The organism is Virgibacillus salexigens (assembly GCF_000723585.1).
Classification (GTDB): Bacteria; Bacillota; Bacilli; order Bacillales; family Amphibacillaceae; genus Virgibacillus; species Virgibacillus salexigens.
Genome location: NZ_CCDP010000001.1, coordinates 875,884 through 897,125, shown reverse-complemented (window position 1 = coordinate 897,125; position 21,242 = coordinate 875,884). Strand labels below are relative to the sequence as shown.

General features: G+C 38.6%; 12 protein-coding genes and 1 pseudogene. 1 reads left to right on the top strand and 12 read right to left on the bottom strand.

Translation table 11 applies throughout. The features are described from left to right. Window positions 1-3: 3 nt before the first annotated feature. From BN990_RS04100 to BN990_RS04045, 11 genes and pseudogenes are all read right to left on the bottom strand, one after another. Entirely contained in the window at window positions 4-1,422 is a 1,419-nt protein-coding gene (locus BN990_RS04100) for an NAD-dependent succinate-semialdehyde dehydrogenase (protein ID WP_232620868.1), read from the bottom strand. Between the two features lie 51 nt (window positions 1,423-1,473). After that, on the bottom strand, window positions 1,474-2,583 hold the full coding sequence (locus BN990_RS04095; protein WP_021289522.1) for a C45 family autoproteolytic acyltransferase/hydolase: 1,110 nt from the start codon (window positions 2,581-2,583) through the stop codon (window positions 1,474-1,476). Window positions 2,584-2,615: 32 nt separating this feature from the next. After that, entirely contained in the window at window positions 2,616-3,977 is a 1,362-nt protein-coding gene (locus tag BN990_RS04090) for an aminotransferase family protein (protein ID WP_038242564.1), read from the bottom strand. Between the two features lie 1,022 nt (window positions 3,978-4,999). After that, a pseudogene (locus BN990_RS04080) lies at window positions 5,000-6,456 on the bottom strand (amidohydrolase). 1,361 nt (window positions 6,457-7,817) lie between these two features. Next, window positions 7,818-8,894 (bottom strand): ABC transporter substrate-binding protein, encoded by a 1,077-nt coding sequence (locus tag BN990_RS04075; protein WP_021289528.1) that lies wholly within the window; start codon window positions 8,892-8,894, stop codon window positions 7,818-7,820. A 301-nt stretch (window positions 8,895-9,195) separates the two neighbouring features. Then, window positions 9,196-10,725: a bifunctional GNAT family N-acetyltransferase/carbon-nitrogen hydrolase family protein gene (locus tag BN990_RS04070; RefSeq protein WP_370459164.1), complete on the bottom strand. Its 1,530-nt coding sequence runs from the start codon at window positions 10,723-10,725 to the stop codon at window positions 9,196-9,198. 59 nt (window positions 10,726-10,784) lie between these two features. Next, on the bottom strand, window positions 10,785-12,068 hold the full coding sequence (locus tag BN990_RS04065) for an NAD(P)/FAD-dependent oxidoreductase (protein WP_051739013.1): 1,284 nt from the start codon (window positions 12,066-12,068) through the stop codon (window positions 10,785-10,787). A 45-nt stretch (window positions 12,069-12,113) separates the two neighbouring features. Then, a complete protein-coding gene (locus BN990_RS04060; RefSeq protein WP_038242562.1) occupies window positions 12,114-12,965 on the bottom strand; it encodes an ABC transporter permease in 852 nt (283 codons plus the stop codon). A 1-nt stretch (window position 12,966) separates the two neighbouring features. Next, window positions 12,967-13,761 carry an ABC transporter permease gene (locus tag BN990_RS04055; RefSeq protein ID WP_038242552.1) on the bottom strand — a complete coding sequence of 265 codons (795 nt, stop codon included), beginning with the start codon at window positions 13,759-13,761 and terminating at the stop codon, window positions 12,967-12,969. A 168-nt stretch (window positions 13,762-13,929) separates the two neighbouring features. Further along, window positions 13,930-15,012 carry an ABC transporter substrate-binding protein gene (locus tag BN990_RS04050; RefSeq protein ID WP_031335105.1) on the bottom strand — a complete coding sequence of 361 codons (1,083 nt, stop codon included), beginning with the start codon at window positions 15,010-15,012 and terminating at the stop codon, window positions 13,930-13,932. A 24-nt stretch (window positions 15,013-15,036) separates the two neighbouring features. After that, complete coding sequence (locus BN990_RS04045; protein WP_038242550.1) at window positions 15,037-16,128, bottom strand: ABC transporter ATP-binding protein; 1,092 nt, start codon at window positions 16,126-16,128, stop codon at window positions 15,037-15,039. An 814-nt stretch (window positions 16,129-16,942) separates the two neighbouring features. Here BN990_RS04045 and BN990_RS04040 point away from each other — a divergent pair. Next, the gene (locus BN990_RS04040) at window positions 16,943-19,060 is read left to right on the top strand and encodes a sigma 54-interacting transcriptional regulator (RefSeq protein WP_038242548.1); all 2,118 of its coding nucleotides are present in this window, start codon (window positions 16,943-16,945) and stop codon (window positions 19,058-19,060) included. A gap of 371 nt (window positions 19,061-19,431) precedes the next feature. Here BN990_RS04040 and BN990_RS04035 read toward each other — a convergent pair whose 3' ends face one another. After that, window positions 19,432-20,844: a Na+/H+ antiporter NhaC family protein gene (locus BN990_RS04035; RefSeq protein ID WP_021289536.1), complete on the bottom strand. Its 1,413-nt coding sequence runs from the start codon at window positions 20,842-20,844 to the stop codon at window positions 19,432-19,434. Window positions 20,845-21,242: the final 398 nt, after the last annotated feature.

The following is a 21,242-nucleotide window of genomic DNA, read 5'->3' as shown; positions in this document are numbered from 1 at the left end:
CATTCATTTTTCAGCAGTACGAATGGATACAAATTTTTCTTCCATAAACTCATAAAGTCCTGATGTACCGCCTTCCCTGCCAATTCCACTCTCTTTCATTCCTCCAAAAGGTGCATGCGGAACAATCGGTGCTGGGTCGTTAATTCCAACCATTCCATAGTCAAGCTGGTGCATCATCCGTATACTGCGACTTAAATCATTCGTGAAACAGTAGCTCATTAGCCCATATGGGGTATTGTTCGCTCGATCGATCACTTCATTTTCTGTACGAAAAGTAAATATCGGTGCAACTGGGCCAAATGTTTCTTCTTTTGCAATTTTCATATCGTCCGTTGTGTCAGCAAGTACTGTCGGCGCATAAAAATACCCCTTTGTCCCTTTAATCCGCGATCCACCTGTCACTACGCTTGCCCCTGACTCCGTAGCTTTTGTTACTTGATCTTCCACTTTTTCTAATGCTGCAGCATTTATCAATGGACCCATTTCTATATCTTCTTCCATACCATTACCAACTTTCAGTGTATGAACTTCTCTTGCAAGACGATTGCTGAATTCATCCTTTATGGACTCCTGTACGTAAATTCGATTTGTGCTGATACACGTCTGACCAGCATTCTTAAACTTTGTACCGATAACTGAGGCAACAGCATCATCTAAATTAGCATCTTCAAATACAATAAATGGTGCATGGCCTCCTAATTCCATGGATACTTTTTGAACATTCTCTGCAGCGTTACGCATTAATAGCTTTCCGACCTTTGTTGAACCTGTAAATGTAATCTTTTTTACTATTGAATTACTTGTCATTTCACTTCCAATGGAATCCGCGTCTCCAATAACTAGATTCGCAACTCCTTGCGGCAAACCACCACGTTCAAAACACTTGAATACTTCCATTGCACATGCTGGAGTTGATGGGGCTGGCTTCAAAACAGCAGTACATCCTGCAGCCAATGCTGGTCCTAACTTTCGAGTAATCATGGATACCGGGAAATTCCAAGGTGTAATGGCACCAATAACGCCAACAGGCTGACGCAGGACCATTAATTGTTTTTTCGTGTCAAGCGCTGGAAGCACATCCCCATATACGCGTTTCGCCTCTTCTCCATACCATTCGAGGTAAGCAGCGGCGGAAGCCACTTCACGCCGAGCATCAGTAATCGGCTTTCCCATTTCCTTCGTAATGGTCTCTGCGATCTGAGATTGCACTTTCATTATTTCATTGGCAATTTTCACAAGAATTTTACCTCGGTCATTTCCTGACAACATGCGCCATGATTTAAAAGCATGGTGGGCAGCTTGAATCGCCTCTTCCGCTTCTTTTTGCCCACCTACATATACTTCACCCACTTCTTCTTCTGTTGCTGGGTTAATAATAACTTCTTTTTGACTCGTCTCTATCCATTTACCGTTGATATACACCTGACAAATCCTCCTTTATAAAAATAAAAACGATAGTCGAACATCTATAATTTAAACCTGTTTCTCTTTCTCGCGTTTTACCGTATATTTTTGAAAGGGATGGTCTACAGGCATCCCATCACAAATATAAATACGATTCTTCGTTAAATTCATGACAATACCAAAAATTGTCTCCATCCGTCGATGTACCGGAGCCTGCTTGTTTACAAAGTGATTGATCGAGTTTGGTGCATTAAATGTATCGCTAAGCCATATTTTAAACGTTTCTTCTGTAATCTCTGTTTTATTTTGAATCGCTTGAGCAAGCAGCTGCTCCGCTCTACGCTTTCTAATTTCAGAATCACTGTAACGTAAATTATTTCCTTCTCCTACCTGCATTTGGATCTCTTGGGAACATATATGATTGGTGTGTACCCCATGGGATGCTTCTTTATTTGTAATCGCTATTCCAAAGGGAGATACCTCAACATGAAAGGTCATGCCATGATGTGCACCTTCACTATAACCAATCATAAAGTTCGCCGCCGAAGCCATTTGACCTTCTTGGATTTTCCCCATTGCTTCATGAAGGGAAGCAGAATCCAAAATCGAGCGAAGACCTAAGTGAATTGGCACCCCATCAGACTTCTTGCTGGAATGAAGTGCATTTAGTCCAACACCAACTGCGTGTTCATTACAACCAATCTTTCCAATAATGCCACCTTCTGTAACCATAAGGATATTCGGTCTATCTTTCCTCTCGATATTCATCATCAGCAAACTGTCTTTTTGCGTAGCTTTCCAGTCCCAATTTTGCCCGATAATCGTATCGGCAGTTAGTGGACTGCTCGTGCAAATACTTGTACAGCCATCGCTAAATGACGTATGAGCATCGCCAGTAAGTGCAATTTCGCTCCGTGCATTTAGAGCCAAAATATCTTCAAATGCAAGCCCAGACCCTTCAGCAACCCCTTCTATTTCATCAAGCAAAACGGAATCAAAGGCTTCGATTGCGGGAACATGAATCAGCGCACGCTCTCTTACCGTCTTCCAATCAATACCCTGGTACTCATAAAAAAGCCGTTCATACGTTTCCATACTTTTATCGATTTCTTTCTTACCTTGCTCACCATGCTGACGCCCGATTTCCTTCGCAGTCCCCTCAAGATTCAATATTTTCATTATTTACACCCTATTCTATTAAACTAGTTTTTTTACACAGAAAAGTTGGTAAGCGCATCGTCCATAATTGCGACCATACTTTCCACCTCTGACTTACTAATAACTAGAGGAGGCGCCAATGCAATAATTGATTTTCCATCGGCCATTCCGAGTGCTCGTAAAATCAAATGATGTTGAAAACAATCTTCTACATATTGAAGGCCTGCTTTCTTCTCATCCGCAAAACGTTTGCCAGACGCACTGTTTTCAAAGAGTTCAAATGCTCCCATTAAACCTTTATTACGACAAAGACCTACCGTTTCGTGTTTGTCGTTCAAATAAGCAAGCCCATCATTCAGTACTTTTTCCATTGCTTTCACATGTTTTACAAGATTCATTTCTTCCATAATTTCCATGTTTCGAATACCGACTGCACAAGCCATGGGGTGCCCACTATACGTAAATCCATGAGCCATTACGTTTCCGAAAGTGTTGATAACTTCTTTTACGTTGTCATGAATCATCACAGCACCTAATTGTGCATATCCGCTTGTAATCCCTTTAGCGAGTGACATTAGGTCAGGAACCACGTTCCAATGATCTACCGCAAATTTCTCACCCGTCCGACAGAAGCCATTAATAACTTCATCTGCAATTAACAAAATATCAAACTCATCACACAAATCTCGCAGCGCCTTCATATATCCTTCCGGTGGCATATATACCCCGCCGGATCCTTGAATCGGTTCTATAATCAGTCCAGCAATGGTTTCTGCTCCTTCTGTTTCAATGAGATGGCGAGCTGATTTTTCAAAATCAGGATGAGCGCGCTCCCCTTTTTCACATTCTGTTAAATGTGGGGTTGCATGAAGCACATCTACCATTTCAGTACCAGCAAACCGATGGAATCCAGCGATTTTTGTCGCCGTACCAGCACCAATCGTTACCCCATGGTACCCATTTACAAAGGAAATGAATTTCGTTTTCTTCGGCTGATCTTTTATCTGATAATATAAACGGGCTAATTTGAAGGCGGTATCATTAGATTCCGACCCGCCAGAAGTATAAAACGCCGTATTCAATCCATCTGGAGACCAGTCCGCTAGCTTTTTTGTCAAACGAATAGCTGGTTCATTCGAATAACCGGCAAAAGAGGAGGCAAACGCAATTTTCTCCATTTGTGATTGAGCTGCTTTGCCCAATTCTTTGTTGCCGTGCCCTAAATTTACATTCCACAACATAGAGATGCCGTCAATAAATGATTCACCTTCTGTATTTCTTACATGAATGCCATTCCCGCTTTCAAAAACCATTTTCGGAACCTGCCCCGGAATACTTGTTGGATGCAGATAATGTTGAACGTCCATTTGTTCCAGCTCTTCAGTTAGCTTGCTTTTAACAGGTGCATGTTTCATATATAATTCCTCCATTTCTTTTATGAAAATCAGTCCTTCAACCATATACATGCAAATGTCATGCCAACATTTATGAAATGTTCATCCACCATATTTAAAACGCTTTCAAAACAAGATTATACATTTTGTTTTTTTATGCTTTTGCATTTCACTATTTATTTTTCTAAAATCATAAGCTTTATTTTCTATGCATTTCTGCATAATCTATACATACACGCATACTAAATAAACTATTCTCAATAACCAAAAGACCAAAACCTATACAATCCAAATTTCCATGGATATTTATAAATGAAAAAACATAGGACCAAACATATGAATCGATATTTCTCAGAACAAAGGCGCAAGCGCCCGTTTAGCGACGTACGAACTGCGCCCTGCCAAGCAGGGTGGGTCGGCATTGCCACGCAAAGTGGCGAAATTAGCCGATCATCCTACCGTAGGAGATAAAGGAATCATGCCCCTTCATAGGGGTATGCCGACGTTGGGTGCAAAGCCCGATTTAGTCGGACATCATTCAACTCAATCAATGATGACTTTCGCCACGGGTCCACATTTTATACTTTCTTACCTCAAATTATGCATTTTAGCATAACTCACTAGAACCAGTCTCTTTAAGTACAAGATTCCACTATATGGAAATTATACTTCTTTACTTTTATCCTGTCGTTTTATCGAAATGTCGTCTCTACCCTAAAATAAATAGAACAGCCGCTAAACACTAAGCATCTTGTAACGACCCGTCGAATAAAAAGACACCCTAAAAACACGGATGCCATTGTGGGAGCCAATATAATCCCGGCTCCTTTTATTGTCAAAACTAATTGATAGTATGTCGCCGATTTTTGAAGTTACTGAATACTTTAGGATCTTCCGTGTGAAATAACCCGTCAAAGCCATTTCAGGAAATAGAACCAGTTCTGCCTTCTTTTCCTTCGTTTATTGGATAAAATCAAGCATCTTATTGAAATTCTCTTGTTTATCACATAAAGCCGGTTCGATTTGCGTCAAAAGGATTTTTGTCAATTTGGTTTCCCCTTCCCTTCATCTTCAAATACAACCTTTCCGTCCATAACGGTTAATTTCACCTTGGTCTCTCTGATTTCTTCTACAGGCACATCAAACAAATTTCGATCGAGTACAATAACGTCGGCCAATTTTCCTTTTTCGAGTGTACCCAACTCATTTTCACAGAATCCCCCATAAGCGGAGCCTAATGTATAATTCCGTAACGCCTCAGCCAAGGTGATTTTTTCATTGGGATTCCAGCCTCCCGCCGGATTCCCGTCATTATGAACCCGGGTAACCGCACGGTAAATCTCCGTCATCGGTTCAAGCCCAACAACAGGGAAATCCGTACCAAACGCCATTCGTGCCCCTCTAGCTTGCAATGTCCGAATGGGCCATGTCAAATGTTCAAGTTTTTTTCCTAGTCGAACAAGATAGTCATTATCTTTGAATTTTTCAGCCGCTGCCATATGTTCCGGCTGCATGGAAGCGATGATACCTAGTTCTGAAAAACGATCAATATCCTCGGGATGAATGACTTCAATATGCTCTATCGTATGACGAGAATCCCGTACTCCATTGGCTTTCTGCGCTTCTTCAAAGATATCCAATCCCAATCGGACAGCACCGTCACCGCAAGCATGAAAACGGATACGAAAGCCTTCATTATCGGCATCTAGCGCCCATTCTTTCACACGGTCAATCGGAATAAGCGTATCGCCCTGCGTATCCGGCCGGTCTGAATAAGGATCCACAAGATAAGCAGTGTACGTGGTTGGCACTCCGTCCAGAAATTGTTTTAAACCCGAAAACATGAGCTTATCCGATTTGAATTTCTCTCTTAACATCTTGGGTCGTTCCAAATCACCATTTAACGCCGTCAAAAATTGAATGCGAGTCGTTAATTTATCTTTTTTTTCAAACTCATGATAAGAATCAAGATCCCCTAGTTCAAGATTTGGAAGCGGCAGCATGTCACTCACTGTTGTAATCCCTAACCTCGACGCACGATCCAAAAACTTTTGAATTAATTCAGTTTGTCGTTCCCTTGGAATGGTACTGAATGCCATGTGTGCCAATCCCATTGCTGTCTCAGATAAAAACCCTGTCGGTCCCCCATTCTCATCTCGTGCAATCTCACCAAATGGCGGATCAGGTGTGTTTCTATCAATACCTGCGAACTCAAGGGCTTTACTATTTAACCATGCCCCGTGACATTCGGCATTAAATAGGAAGACAGGACGATCCGGGATCAGCTGGTCAAGTGTAGAACGATGCGGCAATTTTTTTCATCCCAAAACACATGATACCAGCTAAAACCAATCACCCACGGATCATTCGGTCGACTGTCCGCAAAGGTTTTAACCATTTCCGCCGTTTCTTGTTCTGACTTTGCATCTATCAACCAAACACTGTCCTGCGATAAACTTCCAAGGAACAGATGAAGGTGGAAATCTTGAAAACCAGGCATGATAAGCTGATTCTCATAAACATTGACTTTTGTATTGGGACCAATGTATGATTTAACTTCTTCTTCTGAACCCACCGCAATGATGTGCTTATCTTTAATTGCGACGGAGCCGGAAAACGTAGTATCCTCCAAACCTGTAAATAGTGCATGACTGGACAATACCAAATCAGCTTGTTTAAAAATACTCATAGCTATGGCCATTCCTTTCACTTCGCTTAAGGCACGAAACACTATGAAATAGTACTTGCGCTGAGCGATTTTTCACAATAGCTTTGGGGCGGTATTCCGTTTTTCGAAAAAAATATTCAGTTACATTTCTTCTAAATATAGAACTCCACGTTACAGCATAATCATTGTTAGTATCACCGCATTATCCGCCTTAATGGCAAGATAAAACTATCCGCAAGTTCTTCAAACCGGAAGTAATACTTCTAATCCTAGAACCTCCAACTTTTCAGAATACTTCTTTTTATTATATTATTACTCAACTTTCGCATTAAAAAACAAGATTAACCTCTGTATATGACAAGGCCTTAAAGCAATAAGATACTATCTTTGATATTAGGGTTCTTTAACGTTAGTTAACCGCTGAAAAGGCTATCCTAATAATAGAACAAATCTTTCTAAACACCGCAGATTGAATATACTTCGCTTTCCGTAGGCGAGTGTCGAGACTCCTCGGACTGCCGTCCTGCGGGTCTCGCCGATTTCTTACTTCCCACTGGAGTCTACATATTTTCAATCTGCTAATACTAGTAGTTATTGCCATTATCAGCAACGAATTCTTTTCAGTGACATAGTTGGATTTCTTACAAAAAGCATATCAAATGTTGTTAAGCCAATGATTTGATGTTTTAAAAAAACTTGTTGATTTCATTATTCATTTAGCGAGCAAAGCACATGCGATGTTGAACCACTTCATTAGCTTCCTGGAACGAAAGGTGACTGACTCCTACGGGAAAAGCACGTGTCTGAAAACCCCGCAATGAGCGGTCTTTGCGAGTGAGGAGGCTAAAGCCGTGCCCGCGGAAAGCATGTCACCTTTCGTGGAAGGCAGCGGTGTTAGGAACACCCTCCTATCTAACGCTTGTCAAATATCATAACAAGTTTCATATAAAGTGAATCTTCAATCAGTGGGGGTTTTCTTTTATCCCCCACTGATTGTTAGTACCGCAAGGGTATGACCTAAAGGCCTCTGAACAAAATCGGACATTTACTGGCAGTCGGATTCCCCACTTATCTTCCTTAATTTCACCTCGTAGGATTGAAGTGGGGGGCTTACTGCCTGTTACATGCGGGATAAACCTTATCATACCAATAGTTGCAGGATTATTTTTAACTGCAAAAGTTGAGTTGTTTATTCATTCTACTTTAATATTTTTATATAGTTGATTCATTTTCGCTAATTCATCTGGCTCTAAATATTCAAAGAAAACCGCTTTTTCCGGGATCTCTGGGTAAGAGGCATGATTACTTTTCTCTTCTTCGCTCATTAAATCTTTAGCTGCAGCATTTGGATTACTGCTCGGAATAGCATCTGTCAGTTTTTTACTCACTTCTGCTTCCAGCATATAGTTAATAAATACTTCCGCTGTATATTTATTTTTCGATGTTTTAGGGATTACAAAGTTATCCATCCACAACATCCCACCCTCTTCTGGAAGTACATAATCCAAATTATTATTTTCTTCCATAGCAGTACCAGCCTGATCTGAATAGACTTGTGATATCCATACTTCTTCATTAACCAGTTTTCCTGCTGGCGTTGAATCATAAGCGAGTATATTTTGTTTAATTTTCAAAAGACTTTTCTTTGCCTCACTTAACGTTTCTTCTGTTGGCTGGTTAATATCATAGTAGTGTTTCTGTAATGCCATCGATATCCCCTCACGCGGAGTTTCCTGAATAGTTACGTGATTTTTATACTTCGGATTCCAAAGATCATCCCAACTTGTCGGTGTTTCTACTTTTTCTTTATTGTAAACAATCCCGATGCTTCCATATAAATATGGAACGGAATATTTATTCCCAGGGTCAAACGAAGGATCCCGAAATTCCTCTTCAATGTTTTCAAGATTCGGAATGTTTTCCAAGTTCAACTCCTGCAGCATACCCTCTTGGATCATTTGCTGTACGAAATAATCGGTCGGCACAACAATATCATAGGCAACTGTCCCACTACTTAGTTTTGTTATCATTTCCTGATTCGATGAGTATGTGTCATAAACCACCTTCACACCATACTCTTTTTCAAAGTCTTTGAGAATTTCCGGATCAATATTCTCGCCCCAGTTAAAGAAATATAACTCTTCAGACAATGCTTGCTCCCCTGAACTATTATTTTGTTTTGCCTTCGTAGTATCATCATTAGAATCACTGCAAGCAGTTAATAAAACAAGGAAAAAGACTAAACCGACTGCTAATCTTAAGTGTTTCATAAATATACCTCACTCCTCATAATCGATAATCTGAAACAATCTTTTATTTATTCCTTGTTATAACCCAGTTTAGCTTTTTGAAAATAACGGTTAATTAACTGATTCATCTATGGGTCAAGCAGCTTTCCCCAGCCTGTTTTTTCATTTTTTCTTTTGCATAATAATGTCGGGATTATTCTTTATGCTGTATCAAGTTAATGAAAACCTCAGTTATATATTTATAGCCTGTACTCTTCGGAAATGAGCCTGTCCGGAATAAAGATTCAGAACAGTCCTCGTTATATCTACTTACATCTATTCTTTAGTAAATCGTTGTACGTCTATCTTTCAAAGGGGTGACGGTACCAACCTCACGATTCCGGCGGATGAGTTCCAAATCCAGTTCACCATAAATCGTCATTTCCACATTAAAATCTGATTCAGTAACCACACCGTTATGTCCAAAACCTAAGTCAGACGGGGAGAAAATACTCGATTGCGTGTATTGTGCATTCATGCGATACACCCTAGATAAATGTCCGGTCATACCAGTGGTGACGGTATATACTTGATTTTCAATAGCACGTGCCTGAGCACAGCAGCGAATACGCGCATACCCTTGCTGATCTTCAACTGTATAAGGAGTAAATAAAATGTCCGCTCCATTTTCTACTACTTTTCGTGCTAGTTCTGGAAAGAGAATATCATACCCGATTAGGATCGCAATTTTTCCGCAATCTGTATCAAATACGTCCATCGTACTACCTGGCTTAATACCCCACCATTTTCGCTCGTCTGCTGTAATATGCAGCTTATATTGTTTATCAATTTTTCCGTTTCGATGAAATAAGAAAGATACATTATAAATAGAATCGGTTTCTTCGATAAAGTGAGAACCTGCAATAATATTTATACTGTAACGTATAGCAAGATCCGAAAAAAGTTTCACATATGCCTCTGTATATTTGGTCAAGCTTCGAATTTGTTTACTTGGGACCTTCTCTCCCAAGAAAGACAATAGCTGAAGAGTCAATGCTTCTGGAAGCACCGCAAAGTCTGAGCGCTTTTTAGAAGCAAGGCTAATGAAATACTCACACTGCGAAGCAAATTCTTCAAAATACTGCATGTTCCTTAATCCATATTGTATCATGGAGATCCTTACCGGCATGGCATGTTGATAATACTGACGGTCTGCTGGGACATGATCGATGTTTTTCCACTCCAGTATCGTCGCATACTTTAATGAAGCTTCATCCTCTAACAAATAATTCGCTTTCACCCCTCTGATTTCAAATCCATTCATTAATTGAAAAATTAACACTGGATCGTAAATCTGCTGGTCCCTCACTTGTTCAACATATTCTTCAGCAGTCAGTACATCTGCATATTTGTGGTAATTGGGAATCCTTCCACCGAAGATAATACTTTTCAGATTTAATTTTTTGCATAGCTTCCGTCGTTCCTTATAAAGACGCCTTCCGATTTTCAAGTGTCTGAAGTCAGGATGCACCACCACATCAATCCCATACAAATGATTTCCATTCGGGTTATGATTTGTAATATACCCTCCTCCAGAAATATCATCTATTGAATGATCATCCCCATAATCTTCGTAATTAACAATAAGGCTCGAGCTCGATCCAATAATTTGGCCGTTATATAAAACGCATACCTGTCCCTCAGGGAAAATTCGAATATGACTTTCATAGTGCTTTTTTTCAAACGCGATGTCGGGATTATCGAATCCGATTTGAGCAATCCGTACAATTACATCAATATCCTGTGATTCTATTTCACGGATAACTATCTTTTTTTCAAAAGTCGAAACATCTATTTTCGTTTCCGTCATCATCTCATGTCCCTTCTTACTATCTGTGAATTTTTAACTTTACATTTATTAGGCCTTAAATTCTAACCAAAAAACCGATCTTGAAACTGTTTGTAAAACTTCATTACTCCAACTGCTTTGGAATGTTGGTTGTGGAATGGGATAGACCGCAATTTTTTAATACGAAGTGGGTTGTCCGGATCTCCTTCCTCCAAAATATCTTCCGCCATTGTCTTCCCTAGTAAAGAGGCCATTGCAGCACCATGCCCCCCATAACCAAATGCAAAATGTGCTCCATCCTTTAATTGGCCAATACAAGGAAGCATGTTCTGCGTGAATCCTACTTTTCCTCCCCACCGATATTCGATACGTGTTCCCTTTAATTGTGGGAAAACGCTCAACATCCCTTCTAAAAGATTTTCATAAATTCGGTTTTGATCGCGTTTACTTGATGCTCTTCCTGAACCGCCAAACGCCAAACGATTGTCCCCGGTCCTTCGGAAATAATAAAGAAGGTTCTTTGTATCCGAGACCGCACGATTATTTTTAATTAGCGCTTCTACTACATCTTCTGGAAGAGACTCGGTTGCTATCATAATACTTTCCACCGGAACAACGGATTTTTTAACTATTTTGTTTAAATCACCAGAATAGGCATTTGTAGCAATCACTAGATTATCCGCAATCACTTTGCCTTTGTCGGTCCGAACAATGAATTTGTTTTTTGAATTTCTTTTTACACCTGTAGCTTCTGAGCGTTCGTATATTTTCGCACCCAGTTTTTCAGCTGCCTTTGCCAAACCTAATGTGTAGTTAAGTGGATGAAAATGAGCACTTTTATAATCAACACGCCCTCCGGAATAGAAAGAAGTTTCCAGTTCATTCTTTATCTCATTCTTTTCTACAATATCAATCCCATAATAATTCAGTTTACTAGCCATAAATTCTTGATCTTTTTTCATAGACTCTAAATGTGATGGTTTATATGCTGCCAAAAAGTCTCCATTCCGCTTAAAATCACAAGAAATATCATGTTTATTAATAATATTTTCAATCAGATCGATCGAGTCTAACGAAAGCTGCCACATCTTTTTCGCTGCATGTAATCCTTTTTTCTCCGTCCAATATTCCATAGATCCAAGATAACCAGTCAGTACTTCTCCTCCATTCCTGCCGCTTGCTCCGCATCCAACTTTTCCCTGTTCAAGAACAATTGTGCTGCATTGTTTTTCTTGTAAGTGATAGGCTGTGGAGAGTCCTGTAAAACCGCCGCCAATAATGACCACATCACAACACTCCTCTCCTTCCAATAGCGAACGATTCATACTGTTATTCGCTGTACCTTCCCACATTGATAATAGATCCATACTTTCACCTTCTATTTAAAATTATGTTTATTTAACATTCCATTCCTATAATAAAGAGCTATCATCATCAGATGATGTAAACTTGATTAATACCACAATAGATAATAGAACCAAAATCATTAATAAGAGTGAAATCGCAGAACCTAGCTGCCAGTTCATCTCTACTAAAAATGCATCACGAATCACATTTCCAATCATCAATAAACGTCCGCCGGTCAATAAATCGGTTACGACAAAAACACTGATAGCCGGTACAAAGGTAATAATTGTTCCTGTAAGCACACCTGGAAACGTCAGCGGCAACGTCACAGTCAGAAATGTTTTGACGGGATTCGCACCTAAATCTTCAGCCGCTTCTAAATATGTTTTATCTAACTGTTCGATAGAAGCATAGATAGGAAGAATCATAAACGGCAGAAAGCCGTACACTAATCCTACAATGATGGCAAATGGTGTATAAAGCATCGTAATTGGTTCGTCAATAATACCGATCTTAAGAAGTAAATTATTAATAACACCTTGGTTATTCATTAATATAATCCAGGAATAAAGCCGGATCAGCAAATTTGTCCAAAATGGCACCATTACTAGCAACAACAAAAAGTTTTTCCATTTCCCTGCATGAGCGATAAAATAAGCAAATGGATAAGCAATAATTCCGCAAATAACTGTTGCAATCACAGACCACCAAAGAGACTGCCAAATCGCCTTTGCATATAAAGAACTAAATGCTAAACGATACGCTTCCATGCTGAATTCATAAAGGATGCCACCAAATCCAAGATTCGTGGTAAAACTAATTACAGTAATCATTCCAACTGGAACGACTAAAAAGACAAGAAGCCAAACTAAAGATGGAGATAACATCAAATATGCTGTTCTAATGTTACGTATCATATCAAATCCCTCCCTGCTGTTTATTCATCCTGTTCATTCTCCAGCCAACGATTACAATGACAAGTACGACCGCTAAAATCAGAATGGTAGATAAAGCATTAATTTCCGGGGATACCCCTCGCCGTACCATCGAATAGACAAGAACAGGTAGCGTATTAGAACCTGGTCCCGTCGTGAAAAATGCAACAACAAATTCGTCTAGGGAAATAGTAAATGCCAACAAAGCGCCTGCTAGAATTCCAGGATAAATTAACGGAAACGTAACTTTCCAAAATGTATGCCACTCATTAGCCCCAAGGTCTTTAGCTGCCTCTTCTAGTGCTTTATCTAAGCCAGCTAACCTCGCTAAGAGCACGAGAATAACAAATGAGGTCGCGAACACAACATGACCGGGGATTACAGTAGCTAGACCTAATTTAACGTTCAGAAAACTATATAGTACTAACAGAGCAACCGCTAAGACAATATCAGGTATAACAACTGGAATATAGAAAACGAAACCAACCGTTCTCTTTCCCGGAAATCCATATCGATGGAGAGTAAGAGCGGCTAATGTTCCCAGTACTGTGGAAATAACAGTCGTCACTATTGCGATAAACAAACTATTAAATGCTGCATCGATAATTTGCGAATTTGAAAATAATCGAATATACCAATCAAACGTAAATCCTGTCCATACCGTCCCTATCTTAGAGTCATTAAATGAAAAAACCATTAAGACAAGGATAGGTATATAAAAGAAAGCAAAAACGAGTATAGTAAAGACAAATAATGTTTTCTTCGTACCTTCTCTCATATTTGCACCTGCCTTCAGCAATAAAAAAATAGTAGCAAGCTTTAAACCGAAATTACTTCAGTCCCATACACTCACGATGTGCAATACACATAAAAATCAATGGTTTATTGATTATCATGATTTCTCTGAAATATCCGGATGAAAAGCATCGTCGCTTTTTTCATCCTGTTAATTCACTTTTGCTTTTTGGAAATAACGATTCATCAATTGATTTTTATCGGGGGCAAGCGGCTTTCCCCAACCTGCTTTCTCAACTTTTTCGTTCGGCATGATAAGGCCAGGACTTTTCTTTATTTTGTCATCAAGTATTTCAACTGCAGCTTTATTTGGATTGCCGTAAGGATACGCTTCTGACAATTTCTTACTCACTTCCGGCCTTAATAGATAGTTCATGAAAACCTCTGCCGTATATTTGTGTTCAGCATTCTTTGGGATTACCATGGTATCCGTCCATCTAATTCCACCTTCTTCTGGAAGCACGAATCCTACGTTTTTGTTTTCTTTCCAAGCTACAGCTGCTGCTCCTGAATACGCATACCCAATCCACGCTTCTTCACTAACAAACTCTGCTTCTGGAGTAGATTTGAATGCTAATAAGTTTGGTACTAATTCTTTCAATTTTTCCGCACCTTCTTTAAGCTGCTCTTCTGTTGGATCATTGTGGTCGTATCCTAAATATTGAAGAACCATGTTAAAATTTTCTTTCGGCTCTTCCATGGTAATGACATGCCCTTTATATTTAGGATTCCACAAATCTTCCCAGCTGGTGGGTGGCTCTTTTATTTTTTCTTTGTTGTACGCAATACCGTCATACCCAAACATGTAAGGAACGGAGTACTTTTCATCCGGATCAAACGGAAGACCTTTCCATTCGTCTGCAATATTTTTATAATTTGGTATATTTTCGAAATTGATCTCCTGAAGTAGGTCTTTTTCTTGTAGCTGATTTACGAAAAAATCAGATGGGACGACAATATCATAAGCAACAGTACCAGCACTTACCTTTGCAAGCATTTCCTGATTTGAACTGAACGTTGAATAAATAACATCTACGCCGAATTCTTCTTCAAAGCCATTTAAAATTTCTTGCGGCATATATTCACTCCAGTTAAAAACAACTAATTCATCAGACAACTCTTCTCCTGCATTGGCATCGCTTCCTCCCGACGACTCACTGCCAGCTTTTGAGCAAGCGGCTAGCGCAAGAACCACAACCGCCAACAACGGTAATATCTTTTTCTTCAAATTCATATCCCCCTCTTTCCTAGTTTTGAGCTATACTTCCAATTTCTCCTTCATTTTGAACACTATACTATCAGCCGGCTCCCAGCTTAGGTAAAGCTGGGAGCCTTGAGAACAACGCTTAAAAATATCGCGCGACCCATGAGCCACAACCTCCTGCCCGTCTGGAAACGCAGCGATAATCTTTGTGACCGAACCTATATAAATTTCGTCTTTCATGATTACTTTTAACTGCTTGACTTTATCATTAGCGTGCGCAGAAACCTTAATTTTTTCTGGACGAATAGACATATAAACACTTTCATTTTCCAGAAAATTCTGGTTGTTTGGGATGATTATATACTGTCCAGCACACTCCATTGTTGCGTATGTGTCATTTGTTTGCATAACCTTTCCTTCAAATAGGTTTGTCTCACCGATAAAATCAGCCACAAATTTTGTTGCAGGTTTTTCATAGATTTCATCCGGCAACCCCGTCTGTTCAATTTTCCCTTGATTCATAATGACAATCCGATCCGACATCGTTAAAGCTTCTTCTTGATCATGAGTAACATAGATAAAAGTCATGCCTAACTCTTGTTGCAGCTGTTTTAGTTCGAGTTGCATCTGCTTACGAAGTTTTAAATCCAGTGCTCCCAACGGTTCATCTAGCAGGAGTACTTTCGGGTTATTTACAATCGCACGAGCAATAGCAATCCGTTGCTGTTGACCTCCGCTGAGATTTTTTGGTTTTCTAGCAGCAAAATTTTCTAGTTGTACAAGATTCAAAGCTTCCTTAACTTTGTTTTTAATATCCTGTTTTGATACTTTTTTCATTTTTAAACCAAATGCTACATTATCAGCAACCGTCATATGTGGAAACAATGAATAACTTTGGAAAACAGTATTAACTTCTCGGTTGTACGGTTCAATCTTGTCTACTTTTTTTCCATCAATCCAAATATTTCCCGAAGTCGGTTTTTCAAACCCGGCAATCACTCGTAACGTTGAAGTCTTTCCACAACCAGATGGTCCTAGTAATGTCAAAAACTCTCCTGTTTTAATATCTAGATTTAACTCTTTAACTGCGTAAGTATTAGCAAACTTTTTAGAAATATTCTCTAATCGCACCATACCTTCCGCCATTTTCATCTCCTCCAATTTAATATTTGTCTCCCTGTGAAAAACGAAGAATATAAAAAGCCATGAAATTTTAGACTTTCTATACTTTCCATGCAATTATTATGCCAATTTTTAGTTTATTTTAAATTTTACCAAAAAAATAAATTCACTAAGGCTACCTTGGTTTTTAAACAATGGAGCAAGCAAACGTTTCTATGTATGATCTGGGCCCTCGGCGCAAAAGCAATGTAATACCTCACTGATATTCTATCTGTAGACCAGAGTGCAACGAATCAATGTTGATTTATCGTAAGAGCGTCTGGAAGCAGTCATTAAGCAATGAGTGTTTGTACCGGATGTGTTTAGCTCTGCAAATCACTTAAATAACGCAAAATTTCATACAAAACTAAAACATTAATTTCAGTCTCTAGTTATCCAGCCAAGCGTATGCTGTATTGCATAGATCTATGCAATACAGCATTAAAATACGGATGTGATACATATCAATTACAAGTAATTTTTTATCTATGCTTTATTTCACCCAATCACTTCTATAAAGTAAATCTTCAATCAGTGGGGATTTTCTTTCGTCCCCACTTATCCTATTTGTTTTACCCCCCATGAAAATGCAGACAATCTTTACCTATTTTCATCCTAATAGGCGAAGTTCACTCCATGGTTGGCTTCCTGTTAACCTGCGACAATAATTAAAATAAGTTACAATTTTTCAGAAAACTGATTTCACAATATTAGCACCCTTTATTTTTTAACTATTATGCATTTTTGCATATTTTGTGATAATCTGATAATAAATGAAATTTATCGTGGAGGTCATTACATGACTGTTGTAATTAAAAATAAACTTCATCCCCTATTCACTATTTCAATAGCACCTGAGGAAGAAAGCTGGCAAAGCCGTTTAAAGAATAATCCCAATGCATTTCTCTTTCTTAAGGCAAATAATCAAATAAATGCTTATATTCATCTACGTGATACGAATTGGGAGCAAATGGAGGATATTACAATAGATAATTTGTATGAAAGCGCACATTCTCTGGAAAATGTGGGAGTTATCCATCAAGATCAGTCAGAAATACCATCTACCTTTATTTTTCAACTTTTAGGGGAGCCGATTGCTCTTGTTAAAGGTGAAAATGACGAATATATTGGATATATCCGGCGAGAAGATTTACTAGTTGAGCTTTTACGTATAGAAGATGACAACACGAACTTGTTAAAATTCATGCTTTCCTCGATCCCTATGGGGATTTTTATCACAGATAACGAAGGAAAGATCGTAAACTCGAATGAAGCTGGACTAAGAATGATTAAATCTTCTTTAAAGAAGTTAGAGGGTACTGCAGCTTCTCAATGGTTTAATGGCGATAACCTTAAGAAAGTATTCCGTACCAAAAAGAAAATTCTAAACCAGATTCAGATTGAGGATGAAGCAGGGGTTTTAGTTGATTATATACCCATTTCGGATTCCAAAGATAATTTGGACGGTATCATGATTGTCGTTCAAGATTTGCCTAAAGTAGAAGAGATGGCGATGGAAATTGCGTACGTCAAAAATCTCAATGCTGATTTAAACGCAATTCTCTCATCGATGTACGATGAGATATTAGTAGTAAATGATAAGGGGGATATCCTTCGCTTCAATGATAACTTTATTTCTGGACTTTGGAACGAAGAATTTAAAAATCTTGTCGGGCAAAATCTTTTCGAATTAGAAGACCAAGGATACTTCAACCCTACTATCTTACGGTTAGTATTAGATAAACATGAAAAAGTATCGATCGTTCAAGAAACAGAACAGGGTAAAAATATTTTAGCTGTCGGTAATCCTGTGTTTGATGAGGCTGGCCATATTCATCGTATTGTTATTGCACTGCGGGATATCACGGAAACAACGAAACTGAAAACAGAGCTTAACGAGACGAAAGAATTAACAAAACGTTACGAAAAAGAACTTCAAAATCTGCGAAACCTTGAAAATGCAAATAATAAAGTCATCTATTGCAGTACTGCAATGGATAACGTGATGACAAAGGTAAAAAAGTTAGGCGAGTTTCATTCTACAGTCTTAATTTTAGGAGAATCTGGGGTTGGCAAAGAAGTTATTGCTCAATCGATACACAAAAATGGTCTTCGCCAAAACAAACCATTTCTATCAGTCAATTGTGGAGCGATCCCAGAAAACTTATTGGAAAGTGAACTGTTTGGCTATATAAAAGGCGCTTTTACCGGAGCAATTAACCAAGGAAAAATTGGCTATTTTCAGCAAGCAGATCAAGGCATTTTAGTATTGGATGAAATCGGCGAGATTTCACAACAGTTGCAAGTGAAACTGCTACGTGTTCTACAGGAAGGTGAAATATTTCCTGTGGGGAGCTCCAAACCGATCCCTATTGATGTTCAAATTATTGCTTCTACAAATAAGGATCTAGAAAAAATGGTGAGGGAAGGCACATTTAGAGAAGATCTTTATTATCGAATTAATGTCATCCCGATAGTTGTACCGCCATTACGCGATCGCACGGAAGATATTCCACTTTTAGCTTACCATTTTTTGCAACAATTAAATTTAAAATACGGAAAAGAATACTATTTTTCACAAGAAGCATTAAACTTATTAGAGGTTTACTCATGGCCAGGAAATATTCGTGAACTCCAAAACATCATTGAGCGTCTAGTCGTAACTGCCGAGGAGCAAGTGATATCTGCTGACTCTGTCAGACCACTATTGAGATTAGGGGAGAGTGGCAAACATAAGCCGATTATCACCGACATTATACCTTTCAACGAGGCGCAGGAATCCACCGAGGAACAGCTGATTTTGCTTGCGATGAAAAAATACAAAACTACAACAGAGGCCGCACGAGCATTAAAAATTAGTCAATCTGCTGTCAGCCGTAAATATAAAAAAATCTTAACTAAACAAACACAATACTAGGGGCAAGCATCATGTGATTTAAAGCCGTCAGAGATACTTAAGGCAGCTGTTGAAAATCAACTCAACAACTGCCTTTTTATTTCTTTACGTTAACTATTCGTGATTAACCTTGGCAAGTTCATTTTCTGGCTTCTAGATAGGTATCATAGAAGCTGGTTGCTGTGCCAGTTGGTTCAATTACTGGATTATACATAGGACTGCTGACGAAATTCCCTCATAACTTAATGACAGGATACCTTGGTAAGCCTCTCTTTGGACTTCCCAGCCTGACGATAGGTACACCAACTTAGAATATAAAAACAAACTTTACTATGAACTGCAGTTAATTATTACAACGCAACGATGTATTACTACTTAGAAATCGAAGGCTATCAAATGATAAAACCTAAAACCAAATATCCAATTGCTGTTATACATCCACTTAATAAAACATATGGTGCTTGGGTTATAACATGTGTGATAGCGTCAATTCCCGAACCTGATGCAGATAATACTGTTGTATCACCATACGGACAAGCATGGCTTCCAAAAGCACCTGCTGAGAGAACGGCACCAACTGCCAACCATATATTTGTTCCCATTGCTTCAGCCAGCGGTATAATAATCGGAAGTGTGATTGCATATACTCCCCAGAATGAGCCTGTTGCAAAAGCAACTAAAGCCATGGCTAAAAACGATACAACTGGAAGCAAACCAGGACTCATGAATGGTTTTATTGTTTCAATCACATATTCTGTAAGACCTAAAGAGCTATTGACATCTACTAAAATAAAGGAGGATACAACAATTCCTAGCGGGTAAATCATCGGTTTAAACCCTTCAAAAAAAGTATCAAACAAATCTCCTAAGCTCATTAATCGTTGGAAAACCAGCATAATAATCATGACAATCAATGCAACAAGAACACCCTGTAATACATCAATACCGGAGTACCATGTATAAAAGATTAAAACACCAATAGGGACAAAAAAATTTATTAATTTCGGCTTCACTTTCTTTTGCTGATTGCCGTTGAGTGATGAATCTTGAGCATCAGTTTCAACGGAGGCAGCCACATCAACATCTACTATTGAGGAGTCTTTAGAACCTTCTGGAAGACAAATCCCCATCTCTTCCGCTCTTTTTTCTGCTATCTTCATTGGACCCAGTTTAGGAATAATACCAAAAATTGCTAGCAAAACAATGAATAATGCTACCCAACCATACAGTATAAACGGTATAACTGTAACATATGTCACTGAACCATTCCCTGACGCAGCAAGCCCAAGATCTTCAAACAAGCCAGATACATAAAATGTCCATGTAGATAAAGGTATTAACACACATACCGGAGCTGCAGTTGAATCTACTACATAGGCTAAGAATTCTCTAGAAGTTCGGTGTTTATCCGTAATTTTCTGCATTGAGGTACTGACTGTTAATGCATTTAAATAATCATCGAGGAAAATTACAATACCCATTACCCAAGTTATAAGCAAAGCACCCTTTTTTGTCTTTACTTTGGAAGAAACAAACTCCCCAAACGCCAATGCACCTCCGGATTTAACCAGTAATGCAATTAGACCGCCAAAAGATAATATAACTAGGATAATCCAGCCAATGGTTGGATCTCCCATTACGGATAAGGATGAATCAACAAACGCTGAGAAAAAATGTTGCTTTTCCAATATAATAAATCCAATAATTGATCCAAAAATAAGCGATTCAATTGTTCTTTTCGTTATGAGCGCAACAGACAAAACACATAATGCAGGAACCATACTTATCCATCCATAATGCTCCATAAAATCATCCTTTAAAATAAGTATTTAATATTATCACATCTTTAGCGTAATACAGTTGTTTGAAATCATTTTTAAGATTGTTGTATATACATTAATTACAAATTTAGTAATCTACTAAAACATGGGTATATTTCTTACCTCCTTGTTCTTTGATAACTATAATATTGCAAATTTCATGCCAAACTAAAACAAGCAGACAAACTATTACAAACCCGTGAATTGTTCGCAATATCTAAATAATAAAGCCCAAAATGAGTCATTACCAATTCAGATGTGAAGCAAAGTTGAATCGAATATGAAACAAGGGAAACTCCTAAAATGTTGGGTATATCCAACAAGGCTATACGTATTAATAGATGAGTCAATTTTGAGGTATATTGCACTTTTTATGGATATAA

Bases quoted from the DNA above. Each gene is read 5' to 3' on its own strand.
- BN990_RS04065 (WP_051739013.1), bottom strand. From the start codon at position 12,068: ATGGATCTATTATCAATGTGGGAAGGTACAGCGAATAACAGTATGAAT.
- BN990_RS04035 (WP_021289536.1), bottom strand. From the start codon at position 20,844: ATGGAGCATTATGGATGGATAAGTATGGTTCCTGCATTATGTGTTTTG.
- BN990_RS04095 (WP_021289522.1), bottom strand. From the start codon at position 2,583: ATGAAAATATTGAATCTTGAGGGGACTGCGAAGGAAATCGGGCGTCAG.
- BN990_RS04075 (WP_021289528.1), bottom strand. From the start codon at position 8,894: ATGAAACACTTAAGATTAGCAGTCGGTTTAGTCTTTTTCCTTGTTTTA.
- BN990_RS04070 (WP_370459164.1), bottom strand. From the start codon at position 10,725: ATGATGACGGAAACGAAAATAGATGTTTCGACTTTTGAAAAAAAGATA.
- BN990_RS04040 (WP_038242548.1), top strand. From the start codon at position 16,943: ATGACTGTTGTAATTAAAAATAAACTTCATCCCCTATTCACTATTTCA.
- BN990_RS04055 (WP_038242552.1), bottom strand. From the start codon at position 13,761: ATGAGAGAAGGTACGAAGAAAACATTATTTGTCTTTACTATACTCGTT.
- BN990_RS04045 (WP_038242550.1), bottom strand. From the start codon at position 16,128: ATGGCGGAAGGTATGGTGCGATTAGAGAATATTTCTAAAAAGTTTGCT.
- BN990_RS04090 (WP_038242564.1), bottom strand. From the start codon at position 3,977: ATGAAACATGCACCTGTTAAAAGCAAGCTAACTGAAGAGCTGGAACAA.
- BN990_RS04060 (WP_038242562.1), bottom strand. From the start codon at position 12,965: ATGATACGTAACATTAGAACAGCATATTTGATGTTATCTCCATCTTTA.
- BN990_RS04050 (WP_031335105.1), bottom strand. From the start codon at position 15,012: ATGAATTTGAAGAAAAAGATATTACCGTTGTTGGCGGTTGTGGTTCTT.